Annotated in this window: 10 protein-coding genes; 6 read left to right on the top strand and 4 right to left on the bottom strand. The window is 77.4% G+C overall.

The window, feature by feature from the left end:
• Nucleotides 1-20: 20 nt before the first annotated feature.
• The gene (locus tag UXQ13_RS21810) at nt 21-716 is read right to left on the bottom strand and encodes a GAF domain-containing protein (protein WP_336392964.1); all 696 of its coding nucleotides are present in this window, start codon (nt 714-716) and stop codon (nt 21-23) included.
• Nucleotides 713-1,435, bottom strand: coding sequence for a TetR/AcrR family transcriptional regulator (locus UXQ13_RS21815; protein WP_336392965.1), 723 nt, complete (start codon nt 1,433-1,435; stop codon nt 713-715). Before UXQ13_RS21815 ends, UXQ13_RS21810 begins: the two co-directional genes overlap by 4 nt.
• A 126-nt stretch (nt 1,436-1,561) precedes the next feature.
• On the opposite strand from UXQ13_RS21815, the gene UXQ13_RS21820 reads away from it, so the two are divergent.
• Genes UXQ13_RS21820 through UXQ13_RS21835 form a run of 4 tightly spaced genes read left to right on the top strand, consistent with a single transcriptional unit; the run spans nt 1,562 to nt 7,224 of the window.
• Nucleotides 1,562-2,281: an NYN domain-containing protein gene (locus UXQ13_RS21820; protein WP_225233786.1), complete on the top strand. Its 720-nt coding sequence runs from the start codon at nt 1,562-1,564 to the stop codon at nt 2,279-2,281.
• Nucleotides 2,278-3,831, top strand: coding sequence for a phospholipase D-like domain-containing protein (locus tag UXQ13_RS21825; protein ID WP_336392966.1), 1,554 nt, complete (start codon nt 2,278-2,280; stop codon nt 3,829-3,831). Before UXQ13_RS21820 ends, UXQ13_RS21825 begins: the two co-directional genes overlap by 4 nt.
• A 34-nt stretch (nt 3,832-3,865) precedes the next feature.
• Nucleotides 3,866-5,512 (top strand): ABC transporter ATP-binding protein, encoded by a 1,647-nt coding sequence (locus UXQ13_RS21830; protein WP_336392967.1) that lies wholly within the window; start codon nt 3,866-3,868, stop codon nt 5,510-5,512.
• Entirely contained in the window at nt 5,509-7,224 is a 1,716-nt protein-coding gene (locus tag UXQ13_RS21835) for an ABC transporter ATP-binding protein (protein ID WP_336392968.1), read from the top strand. The genes UXQ13_RS21830 and UXQ13_RS21835 overlap by 4 nt, the downstream gene beginning before the upstream one ends.
• Before the next feature lie 15 nt (nt 7,225-7,239).
• On the opposite strand, the gene UXQ13_RS21840 is transcribed toward UXQ13_RS21835, so the two are convergent.
• Together UXQ13_RS21840 and UXQ13_RS21845 are read right to left on the bottom strand one after the other, a co-directional pair.
• Nucleotides 7,240-8,382, bottom strand: a complete 1,143-nt coding sequence (locus UXQ13_RS21840; RefSeq protein WP_336392969.1) for a M23 family metallopeptidase — start codon at nt 8,380-8,382, stop codon at nt 7,240-7,242.
• A gap of 61 nt (nt 8,383-8,443) precedes the next feature.
• Nucleotides 8,444-8,923, bottom strand: a complete 480-nt coding sequence (locus UXQ13_RS21845; RefSeq protein WP_336392970.1) for an ATP-binding protein — start codon at nt 8,921-8,923, stop codon at nt 8,444-8,446.
• A gap of 115 nt (nt 8,924-9,038) precedes the next feature.
• Here UXQ13_RS21845 and UXQ13_RS21850 point away from each other — a divergent pair, with 115 nt between their 5' ends.
• Both UXQ13_RS21850 and UXQ13_RS21855 read left to right on the top strand, forming a co-directional pair.
• Nucleotides 9,039-10,673 carry a GTPase domain-containing protein gene (locus UXQ13_RS21850; RefSeq protein ID WP_336392971.1) on the top strand — a complete coding sequence of 545 codons (1,635 nt, stop codon included), beginning with the start codon at nt 9,039-9,041 and terminating at the stop codon, nt 10,671-10,673.
• Nucleotides 10,666-12,219 carry a GTPase gene (locus tag UXQ13_RS21855; RefSeq protein WP_336392972.1) on the top strand — a complete coding sequence of 518 codons (1,554 nt, stop codon included), beginning with the start codon at nt 10,666-10,668 and terminating at the stop codon, nt 12,217-12,219. The genes UXQ13_RS21850 and UXQ13_RS21855 overlap by 8 nt, the downstream gene beginning before the upstream one ends.
• Nucleotides 12,220-12,256: the final 37 nt, after the last annotated feature.

Below are 12,256 nucleotides of genomic sequence, written 5' to 3' on the forward strand. Positions count from 1 at the left end.
CCGCCCAGCCTGCCAGCGGGTCAGGCGGGGGGCACCTCGCCGCGCAGCAGGCCCTCCGCGGCGGTCTCCAGGCCCTGGTCCAGGCGGAAGGCCCGGGCCCGGAGCACGGCCAGCGCCGCGGCGTTGCTGATGCCGTCCTGCCCGCTGAGCTGGGCGACGGCCAGCCACACCCGCTGCCGGGCCACCACCGCCGGGCGGTGGAACCAGTCGGGCAGACCCAGCAGCCGGTGCTGCCCGCCCGACATGTCCGCGGCCAGCGCGTCGCCCACCAGCAGGGCCACCTCGGCGACGTCCTCGTCGGGCACGGCCGGGGCCTCGGCGTCGGTGCAGAACAGGTCCAGCGTGGTGACGGCGGCCAGCGGCCCGCCGACCGGCACCGCGAGCACGCTGCGGTAGGCGGTGCGCGCCGCGAGCTGCGAGGCGTAGACCGGCCAGCGCTGCGCCAGCTCCGGTGCCGACACCGCCAGCGGACGTCGTCGCCGCTGCGCCTCCAGGCACGGGCCGTCACCGAGCGCGAACTGCATCTGCTCGGCGGCCACGGCCTGCGCGTCGCTGGCGCCCAGCGGCAACCGGCGGTCGGGGTCGAAGGCGTGGCTGAGCCCGGCGCCGTCCACCGGCAGCGCCGCGACGCAGGCCCGGGCCAGCCGCTCGGGCAGCAGCTCGGGGTCGCCGGGCCCGCGGTCCAGCTCGGCGACGAAGGCGGCGCCGGGGCTCACCGGGCCGGCGCGGGGTGCGGGGCGGGCTGCGCGTGCCGGGCGACGGCGAACACGTGGGCCAGGCGGACGGGCAGGACCTCGGCGAGCTGGTCCAGGCACAGCGGTGGCACGGCGCCGGCGATCAGGTGCTGGCGGTAGGTGTGCGCGTGCACCCGGGTGGTGGCCAGCAGGACGGCGGCGCCCAGCCGGGCGTCGGCGTCGGGCAGGTGGGCGGCGATGACCTCGGCCAGCTCGCCCTCGACCTGGTTGTGCAGGCTGCGCTCGTGCCGGTGCAGCGACGGGGTGGCCTCGATCTGGGTGGCCATCGCCAGGTTGCCGGGGTCGTCCAGCGAGCGCATGTAGCCGATCGACAGCCCGGTGAGGTGGGCGACCAGCGTCTGGTCCCACGACTCCTCGCCCGCCTCCGCCGGCCGGGTGAGGGCGTCGGCGAAGGGCACCCGGTCCAGGAAGAACAGCGCTTCCTTGCTGGCCGCGTGGTTGAACAGGGTCTGCACGGCGACGTCGGCGGCCTCGGCGATCTGCTGCACCGTGGTGCGGTCGAAGCCCTGGGTCAGGAAGAGGTGACGGGCCGCGAGGACGATCTGCTGCCTGGTCCTGTCGCGCTTGCGGTCCCGCCACGAGGTGTCGGTCAGGACCCCTCCTCCGTCGAAGCTGTGCGGACTGCGTGCATGAACTGTAAACCGCCGTCGGGTGTGCGACCGGGGGACGGCTGCCACCATGACCGGGTGGACCCCTCCGGCCGGCGCCGCTCCCGGCGCGCCACCTCCCCGGCCGGGCCCCCCTCCCGGGTGGCGCCGCCGGCCACCTCGGCGACGTCCGGGGGTGCGACCCGGCACACTGGCCCGGTGACCGCGACGGAGATCGAGAGCCCCGACCTCGGGTCCGGCCGGACCGCCGAGCCCACCGCCGAGCCGGAGCGGCAGGTCGTCCGCGACCGGCCCGCCCTGGACCTGCTGGTGTGGGACGCGCCGAACATCGACATGACCCTCGCGACGGTCATCGGCGCCCGCCCGACCGCGGCCTCGCGGCCGCGCTTCGACGCCATCGCCTCCTGGTTCGTGGGCGGTGCGGGGGAGGCCGGGCAGGGCGGTGCCGACGAGGTCGAGGCCTGCGTCTTCGCCAACGTGCCGCCGCAGCACGTGACCACGCTGCGCGGCTGGGTCGAGGCCCTGCGCAGCTTCGGGTACTCGGTCTTCGCCCGGCCCAAGAGCCGCCCGGACGACGACATCGACCAGTCGATGCTCGACCACATCGAGGTCCGCGCGCACAGCCACTCGCTGCGCCGTCTGGTCGTCTTCTCCGGCGACGGCCGCAACTTCCGCGAGCCGCTCGAGGAGCTGGCGCGCACCGGCACCGACGTCGTGGTGGTCGCGTTCAGCGAGGTCGCCGGCTACGCCAGCAGCTCCGAGCTGCTGCACTTCGTCGACATCGAGGACGTGCCCGGGGCGTTCGCCGCCCCGCTGGACCGGGTCCGGCTGGACTCGCTGCCGGTCGAGGGTGCCTGGCTGCGCCCGACCAAGAGCCTGCGCGACGCCGCGGCCGCCTACGGCCGGAAGACCGCGTGAGCTCCGACGGGACCAGCACCACCGACCCGGACACCGACGGCTTCGCCGCCGTCGTCCCCAGTCCGCGGGAGCCGGTCGACCCGGCGCCGTGGCGCGGCAGCGTGCTCGAGCCGGGCGAGACCGTGTGGCGGGTCGAGCGGGCCCGCGAGCACGCGGTGTTCGTCGACGCCGCCGACTACTTCGCCACCCTCAAGCAGGTCGTGCTGCGGGCGAAGCGGCAGGTGCTGTTCATCGGGTGGGACTTCGACCCGCGGATCCGGCTGGACCCGCGCACCCCGGGCCGGGGGCGCGACGACCGCGTCGGCCGGGTGCTCGAGGCCGCCGTCGAGGCCAACCCGGACCTGTTCGTCGGCGTGCTGCAGTGGGACCTGGGCATGCTCGAGGCGCTCGGCCGCGGCCTGGTCCCGATCGTGCTGCTCAACCGGCGCACGTCCGACCGGTTCCAGATGAAGGTCGACGCGCACCACCCGCTGGGCGGGGCGCACCACCAGAAGATCGTGGTGGTCGACGACAGCCTGGCCTTCGCCGGCGGCATCGACGTCACCGCCGACCGCTGGGACGACTCCGACCACGCCGACCGCAACCGGTACCGGCACCGGCCGCGCTCGCGCCGGTCGACCCAGCCGTGGCACGACGTCACCAGCATGGTGTCCGGCCCGGCGGCCAAGGCGCTGGGCGAGCTCGCCCGCCGCCGCTGGGCGGCCGGCACCGGGGAGCAGCTGGACCCCGTCGACGACGTCGAGCAGGAGTGGCCCGAGCAGGTCCCGGTGCTGCTGCGCGACGTGGACGTCGCCATCTCGCGCACCCGCCCGCAGCACCGCGAGTGGGAGCTGGTGCACGAGATCGAGGACCTGTGGCTGGCCATGATCGCCAGCGCGACCACCGCGGTCTACATCGAGAGCCAGTACTTCGCCAACCGCCGGGTCGCCGAGGCCATCATCGCCCGGCTGGGCGAGGCCGACGGCCCCGAGTTCGTCGTGGTCAACCCCGAGACCGCCGACGGGTGGCTGGAGGAGAAGGCGATGGGCACCGCCCGCGCCAAGCTGCTGGCCCGGGTGCGGGAGGCCGACGCGCACGGCCGGTTCCGGCTCTACGTCCCGGTCACCGCCAGCCGGACGCCGATCTACGTGCACGCCAAGGTCTGCGTCGTCGACGACCGCCTGCTGCGGATCGGGTCCTCGAACCTGAACAACCGGTCGATGGGCCTGGACACCGAGTGCGACCTCACCATCGAGGCCGCCGCCGACGACCCGCGCCGCGACGAGATCGCCGCCGCCGTCCTCGGCATGCGGGACCGCCTGCTCGCCGAGCACCTGGCCGTCGGTCCGGACGACGTCGCCGCCGCCGTGGCGGCCCACGACGGGTCGCTGCTCGCCGCGGTGGAGAGCCTGCGGACGACGACCGGCCGCTCGCTGCAGCCCTTCGAGATCCCGGAGCAAGGGCTGATCGACACCGTGCTCGCCGACACCGAGCTGCTCGACCCGGAGCAGACCCCCAGCCGCACGCAGCGCGTCGTCGCCCGGGTGCAGCGGCGCGGTCACCACGGCTGAGCCGCCCCTGACGCTGGGTTAGGGTGCCCTCACCATGGACCCCCACCCCAGCACCCCGGGCGCGCTGCTCCGGCGCTCCCTCCGGCGGCACCCGCGCCGGCTCGGCTGGGCCACGGTCCTGCTGTCCCTGCACCAGACCTGCGAGGCCCTGGTCCCGGTCGCCATCGGCGTGACGATCGACCGGGCGGTGGCCACCGGGTCGCTGCCGGCGCTGGTGGCCTCCCTCGGCGCGACCGCCCTGCTCTTCGTCGTCCTGTCGCAGGCCTACCGCTACGGGGCCCGGCACGTGGTGACCGGCTGGTTCACCGAGACCCACCAGCTGCGGGTGGAGATCGCCGCGCGGGTGCTCGACCCGCACGGCCTGCGCGGCGCCCCGCCGACCGGCGAGCTGCTGAGCATCGCGACCAACGACGCGGAGAAGACCGGCCGGGTGATCGAGGCGGCCTCGCTGGTGGTCGCCGGCACCGCGGCGCTCACCGTCGCGGCGGTCAGCCTGCTCACGATCAGCGTGCCGCTGGGCATCGGTGTGCTGCTGGGTGCCCCGCTGCTGGTCGGCCTGCTGCAGCTGCTGTCGCCGTGGCTGACCCGCCGCACCGCCACCCAGCAGGCCGACGTCGCCCGCACCGCCGGGCTGGCCACCGACCTGGTCCGGGGCGCCCGGGTGCTGCGCGGCATCGGGGCCGAGGACGCGGCCACCGCCCGGTACCGGCGCACCAGCGCGACCGCGCTGGCCTCGACCCTGCGGTCGGCCGGCGCGATCGGCACCTACCAGGGGACGACGGTGCTGGGCAGCGGCCTGTTCCTGCTCGCCGTGGCCGGGGTCGCCGGCGCCCTGGCGCTGGACGGCCAGCTCTCCGTCGGCCAGCTGGTCACCGTGGTCGGGCTGGCCCAGTTCCTCGCCGAGCCGGTCGGGCTGCTGGGCTTCGCGGGGCAGAAGGTGGCCGAGGCCCGCGCCTCGGCCGCCCGGGTGGTCGGCGTCCTCACCGCGGAGCCGCTGCACCCCGCCGGCCGCGCGCCCCGGCCCGGACCCGGCGCCCTGGCGTTGCCCGCGGCGGGGTTCCACGTGGAACCGGGCGCCCTGGTCGGCGTGGTCGCCCCCGACCCCGCCGACGCCGAGGACCTCGTCGGCCTGCTGGCCGGGCGGCGCCCGGTCGCCCCCGGTGAGCTGCTGCTCGACGACGAGGACGTCGCCGGGCTGGACCCCGCCGCGGTCCGGGCGCGGGTGCTGGTCGAGCCGCACGTCGTCGTGCTCTTCGAGGGCACGCTGCGCAGCGCCGTCGACCCTTCCGGCGACGCGGCCGACGACGAGCTGCTGGCCGCGCTGACCGCCGCGGGCGCCGCCGACCTCGCCGACCTGGAGCTGCCGGTCGCCGACCGCGGCCGGTCGCTGTCCGGCGGGCAGCGGCAGCGGGTGGGCCTGGCCCGGGCGCTGCTCCGCCGGCCGGCCGTGCTGGTGCTGCACGACCCGACGACGGCGGTCGACGCGGTCACCGAGGAGGAGATCGCCGCCGGGCTGACCGGGCTGCGCCGCGGCCGGACGACGGTGCTGGTCACCAGCAGCCCCGCCCTGCTCGGTCGCTGCGACCGGGTGGTCGTGCTCCGCGGCGGCGTGGTGGACGCGACCGGCACCCACGGCGAGCTCGCCGACCACCCGGACTACGCCGCGGCGGTGCTCCGGTGACCGACCAGCTGCTCCCGGTCGCCACCGGGCGCCGGGCCGGGCGGGTGGTGGCCGACGAGCTGCGCGCCCGTCCGCTGGCCGCGTCGCTGACCGCCCTCACCGCGGTCTGCGCGGCGGCGGCCGGGCTGATCGCCCCGACGGTGCTGGGCCGGCTGGTCGACGCGGTGGACCGCGGCAAGGGCACGATCTGGCCCTTCGTGTGGGCCCTGCTGGGCGCCGCGCTGCTGTCGGCCGTGCTGACCGGGCTGTCCGCGGTCCTCATCGCCCGGCTGGGCGAGACGGTGCTGGCCCGGCTGCGGGAGAAGGTGGTCGACCGGGCGCTGCACCTGCCCTCGGCCACCCTCGACCGGGTGCGCGGCGGCGACCTGCTGTCCCGGGTCGGGGACGACGTGGCCAAGGTGGCCGAGGCGGTGACCAGCGCGCTGCCGCAGGTGGCCGGCGCCGGGCTGACCGTGCTGCTCACCCTGGTCGGCCTGGGTGCGCTGGACTGGCGGCTCGCGCTGGCCGGGATGGTCGCGCTGCCGCTCTACGTCACCGCGCTGCGCTGGTACCTGCCGCGGTCGGCCCCCCGGTACGCCGCCGAGCGGGTGGCGATGGGCGAGCGGTCGCAGGCGCTGGTCAGCTCGGTGCAGGGCGCGGACACCGTGCACGCCTACGCCGACGAGGCCCGGCACCGGGCAGTGGTCGACGACCGGTCCGCCTCGGCGCTGGGCATCACCCTCGGGGTCTTCCGGCTGTTCACCGACTTCGGCTGGCGGATGAACCGGGCCGAGTACCTGGGCCTGGCCGCCGTCCTCGGGGTCGGCTTCTTCCTCGTCCGCTCCGGCGACGTCACCGTCGGCGCGGTGACGACGGCGGCGCTGCTGTTCCACCGGCTGTTCGGCCCGCTGGGGCTGCTGCTGTTCACCTTCGACGACGTGCAGTCGGCCGGGGCGTCCCTGGTGCGTATGGTCGGCGTGGCCGACCTGCCCGACGCCGCCGCGGCGCCCCGGGTGCGGACGGCGGCCCGGCCGGCCGTGGAGCTGCGCGGGATCGGGCACTCCTACGGCGGCCCGCCGGTGCTGGTCGACGTCGACCTGGCGCTGGCCCCCGGCGAGCGGGTCGCCCTGGTCGGTGCGTCCGGGGCGGGCAAGACGACGCTGGCCGGCGTGCTCGCCGGTGGGCTGGACCCGGCCGTCGGGCAGGTATTGCTGGACGGCGAGCCGGTGGCCGACCTGCGCGCGCAGGTGGGCCTGGTCAGCCAGGAGGTGCACGTCTTCGCGGGGTCGCTGGCCGACGACGTCCGACTGGCCCGGCCCGACGCCACCGACGCCGAGGTGGTCGCCGCGCTGGAGACCGTGGGCGCCGGGTGGGCGACGGCGATGGGGTTGGACACCGTGGTGGGCGACGGCGGGCGCGAGCTCACCGCGCCGCGGGCCCAGCAGCTGGCGCTGGCCCGGCTGGTGCTCGCCGACCCGCCGGTCGCCGTCCTGGACGAGGCCACCGCGGAGGCCGGCAGCGCGGGTGCCCGGGACCTGGAGGACGCCGCGCTGGCCGCCACCGCCGGCCGGACCACGCTGGTCGTGGCGCACCGGCTCACCCAGGCGGCGCGGGCCGACCGGGTGGTCGTGCTGGCCGCCGGCCGGGTGGTCGAGGAGGGCACCCACGCCGAGCTGGTCGAGGCCGGTGGCCGCTACGCCCGGCTGTGGACCGCCTGGAGCGCCCGCGGCTGAGCTGCGCCCGGTCGGTCAGCCGCAGGAGCCGACGGAGATGCCGTGCGCGGTGAGCCAGGGGACGGGGTTGCGGCGGTCGGCGTAGAGCCCGCCGTAGTGCGTCTCGACGTGCACGTGCGGGCCGGTGGACTGGCCGCGGTTGCCGACGGTGGCGATCTGCTGGCCGGCGGCAACCACCTGGCCGGCCCGGACGGTGAAGGTGTCCACGTGCCCGTAGAGGGTGATCACGCCGTCCTGGTGCTGCAGGTAGACCGCCTGGCCGAACCCGTTGGCCGGCCCGGCGTCGAGCACCACGCCGTCCTCGGGGGCGTAGATCGGGGTGCCGATCGGCGCGGCGATGTCGATGCCCTGGTGCACCGTGCCCCAGCGGGAGCCGTAGCAGGAGGTGACCCGGCCCGAGACCAGCGACCCGGCGCCCACGGTGCTGACGGACACGGCGGCCACCGACGCCTCGGCGGCAGCGGCGGCCGCCTCGGCGGCGTCCTCGACGCCCTGGGCCTCCAGCAGCGCGGTCTGCGCCGCCAGCAGCTGGGCGTCCAGGTCGGCCTTCTGCGCGGTGACCGCGTCGTAGGACTCCTGGGCGGCGGCCACCTGCGCCTGGGCGGCGGCGTCGGACTCGGCCGCGGCGGTGGCCGCGGCGTCCAGCTGGACGACGGCCTCCTGCGCGGCGGTGTCGGCGGCCTGCTCCTGGTCGCGCACCTGCTCCACGGCGTCCAGGCGGTCAGCCCGGTCCTCGCCGAGCTGGGCCAGCGTCGCGGCCTGCTCCAGCACGTCCTCGGGGCTGTCGGCGTCCAGCAGCACGGCGGCGGTGCCGAAGGTCTGCGACCCCATGAAGGCCTCGCGGCCCAGCGTCGCGACGTCGTCCTCGGCGACCACGGTGGCCGCCTGCGCGTCGGCGAGGGCGGCGGCGGTGCCGGCGGCGGCCTGCTGGGCGGCGACCAGCTGCTCCTGCGCGACCCGGTCGGCGTCCGCGGCGGCCTCGGCCAGCACGGTCGAGCGGGCCAGCTCCTCCTCCGCGGCGGCGACCAGCGCGGCCACCCGGTCCACCTCGGCCTGGGCGGCGGTGACCTGGCCCGGGTCGACCGGCGCGGCGTGCGCGGGGCCGGTGCCGAGGGTCAGCAGTGCCGCGAGGAGGACGACGAGCAAGGAGCGGCGCACCGGATCGACGCTAACCGACGGTGACCCCCGATGTCACGGTCGGGTAACGGACCGATCCGTCTCAGCCGAGCCGGCTGCGCGGTCCGGGCATGGCCCCGGGCACGGCGACACCCGACGTGAGCTGGGCCCACACGTGCTTGCGGTCGTCGCCGACCGCGTAGCCGTGCTGCACCGAGAGCTGCGCCACCATCGGCAGGCCCATGCCGCCCAGCGCCGGGTCGCGGTCCACGGCGGGCACCGGCAGCCGGTCGACGGCCTCGTCGGACAGGCTGAGGATCCACCCGTCGGCGGTGGCCACGATGACCGCCTCGACCGCGCCGCCGCCGTGCCGCAGCGCGTTGGAGGCCAGCTCCTCGAAGGCCAGCAGCAGGCCCTCCCGGGCGTCCTCGGTCGACGACGAGGTCAGCGACGGGTGCGCCAGCCGGGCCCGCAGGTCCATCCGCACCCGGGACGCGTCGTGCACGCTGGGGAGCTGCCACCGCCACACGTCGCCGGGGACGTCGGGGACCGGTGCGCTCGGCCACGTGGAGTCGGGGTGCACGGAGGGCGGTCCTCTCCTCGGGTGGGGCTCGGGGCCGGGTCTGGGGCGGGGTCGGCCCCATCCTGGCCGACGGCGCCGATCCGCGCGAAAGGAAGGCGCGGGGGACACTGCCCCGGTGACGCTGCCCGACGCCCTCGCCCACCTGAGGGACCGGGTCGCCGTCCTCCCGCTGCCGCTGGAGGTCCCCGGGCGGGACGCCGGGGTGCGGGCGGTGCGCTCGGTGGTGGACCAGGTGCAGGACTACCTGCTGCCGCGGCTGCAGGACCTGGACGCCCCGCTGCTGGCCGTCGTCGGCGGCTCCACCGGCGCCGGCAAGTCCACCCTGGTCAACAGCGTGCTGGGGGTCGAGGTGACCACCGCCGGCGTGCTCCGGCCGACCACCCGGACGCCGGTGCTGGTCTGCGCCCCGGCCGACCGTGCCGCGTTCGCCGACGGCCGGGTGCTGCCGGTGCAGGTGACGGTCAGCCCGGCGCTGCCGCCGGGGCTGGCCCTGGTCGACGCCCCGGACGTGGACAGCGTGGTCGAGACCAACCGCGACCTGGCCGGCCAGCTGCTGGCCGCCGCCGACCTCTGGGTCTTCGTGACCACCGCGTCCCGCTACGCCGACGCCGTGCCGTGGGACCTGCTGCGCACCGCCGCCGACCGCGGCACCGCGCTGGCCGTCGTCCTGGACCGGGTCCCGCCGGAGGCGGTGGACGAGGTGGCCGGCGACCTGGCCGGGATGCTCGCCCGGGCCGGGCTCGCGGCGGCGACGCTGTGGGTGGTGCGGGAGGGTCCGCTGCAGGACGGGCGGCTGCCGGAGTCGGAGGTCGCCCCGCTGCGCGGCTGGCTGCACGGGTTGGCCGCGGACGCCGGGGCGCGGGCCGAGGTGGTCCGGCAGACCCTGGCCGGCGCGCTGGCCAGCCTGGACGACCGGGTCACCGGGATCGCCGCGGCCGGCGACGAGCAGGTCGCCGCGGCCGGTGCGCTGCGGTCCGCGGCCGACGCCGCCTACGACCGGGCCGCGACCGCCGTGGACGACGGCGTGCGCAGCGGCACCCTGCTGCGCGGTGAGGTGCTGGCCCGCTGGCAGGAGTTCGTCGGCACCGGGGAGTGGATGCGCTCGCTGCAGGCCGGCATCGGTCGGCTGCGCGACCGGCTGACCGCGGCGGTGACCGGCCGGGCGACCCCGGCGGAGGACCTCACCGGCGCGCTGGAGTCCGGGGTGGAGCAGCTGCTGCGCGCGGCGGCCGAGACCGCCGCCGAGGACACCGTGACCGCCTGGCGGGGGCTGCCGGGCGGCGCGGCGCTGGTGGCCGGCCGGGAGCGGGAGCTGGCCACCGTGGGCCCGGACTTCGCCGAGGCCGCCGGCGCGACCGTGCGGGACTGGCAGGGCGCGGTGCTGGAGCTGGTGCGCGGCGAGGGTGCCGGCAAGCGCTCCCGGGCCCGGCTGCTGTCCTGGGGGGTCAACGGGGCCGGCGCGGTGGTGATGGTCGCGGTCTTCGCCCAGACCGCCGGCCTGTCCGGCGCCGAGGTGGCCGTCGCCGGCGGGACGACGGTGGTGGGCCAGCGGGTGCTGGAGGCGGTGTTCGGCGACTCCGCCGTCCGGCAGCTGGCCGAGCGGGCCCGCCGGGACCTCGACGAGCGGACCGCCGCCCTGCTGGCCGGGGAGCGGGCCCGGTTCACCGCGCTGCTCGCCGGCCTGGCCACCCCCGAGGACGTCGCGTCGGTCCGGGACGCCGCCGCCGAGCTGGCCCGCGCCCGTGGCTGAGCCGACGCTGGCTGACCGGCTCGGCGGGCTGCGCGAGGCCGTCGAGGTCGCCGAGGGCCGGCTGGCCGTGCCCGAGGTGGGCCGGGCGCGCACCCTGCTGGCCAAGGCCGGTGCGCGGCAGGCGCTCGGCGAGGCCACCGTGGTGGCGCTGGCCGGGGCCACCGGGAGCGGGAAGTCCACGCTGTTCAACGCGCTGTCCGGGGCCGAGGTCAGCACGCCGGGGGTGCGCCGTCCGACGACCGGGGTGGCCCACGCGACGGTGTGGGGACCGGCCCAGGACCCGCTGCTGGACTGGCTGGAGGTGCCGCGCCGGCACCGGCACGACACCGACCCGGCCCTGGACGGCCTGGTGCTGCTGGACCTGCCCGACCACGACTCCGTGCGGCTGGAGCACCGGCTGGAGGTCGACCGGCTGGTGGAGCTGGTCGACGTCCTGGTCTGGGTGCTGGACCCCGAGAAGTACGCCGACGCCGCCGTCCACGACCGCTACCTGCGCCCGCTGGCCGGGCACGCCGGCACCCTGCTGGTGGTGCTCAACCAGGCCGACCGCCTGCCGCCGGCCGACCTGGCCGCCTGCCGGGCCGACCTGCGCGGCCTGCTGGACGCCGAGGGTCTGGCCGACGCCGCGCTGCTCACCCTGAGCGGCCGCACCGGCGAGGGCCTGCCGGAGCTGCTGGCGCTGCTGGGCCGCCGGGTGGCCGAGCGCCGGGCGGCGACCCAGCGGCTGACCGCCGACGTCCGCGGGGTCGCCCGGTCGCTGCAGGTGCACTGCGGTCCCGGCACCCGGACGGCGACCGACGACGCGGGCCTCACCCGGGCACTGGCCGCGGCGGCCGGGGTGCCGGCGATCACCGCCGCCGTGGAGCGCTCGACGGTCAAGGCCGGGACGGCGGCGACCGGCTGGCCGGTGGTCCGCTGGCTGGGCAAGCTGCGCCCGGACCCGCTGCGCCGCCTGCACCTGGGCACCGGCGGGCGCAGCTCCTTGCCCGAGGTCGGGTCGGTGCAGGAGGCCGGGGTGGCCACCGCCGTCCGCCGGGCCCGGGACGCCGCGGGCGAGGGCCTGCCGCTGGCCTGGACCGACGACCTGCGCGCCACGTCTGAGGTGCACGCCGACCGGCTGGCCGACCGCCTGGACCGGGCCGTCTCCGGCACCGACCTGGGCTCCGACCGGACCCCGCTGTGGCAGCGGGGGGTCGGCGCCCTGCAGTGGGCGGTGACCGCGGCCGCGCTGGTCGGCGTGCTGTGGCTGCTCGGACTGGTCGTGCTGGGCTGGCTGCAGCTCGACGACCTGGTGCCGCTGCCGCGCGTGGAGGGGCTGCCGGTGCCGACGCTGCTGCTGGTCGGCGGCCTGCTGGCCGGGTTGCTGCTGGCGGTGCTGGCCAGGCCGTTCATCGGCCTGCGGGCCAGACGCCGGGCCCGCCGCGCGAGGCGCCGGCTGGAGGAGGCGGTGGCCGGGGTGGCGAGGGCCGAGGTCCTCGACCCCCTGGCCGGGACGGCGACCGCCCACGCCCGCTTCTGCGCCGCCGTCACCCGCGCCGCCGCCTGACTCATCCACCCACCCCTCACCTGGCGGTGATCATGGG

Origin of the sequence: Klenkia terrae (genome assembly GCF_037083865.1) — a bacterium.
Classification (GTDB): domain Bacteria; phylum Actinomycetota; class Actinomycetes; order Mycobacteriales; family Geodermatophilaceae; genus Klenkia; species Klenkia terrae.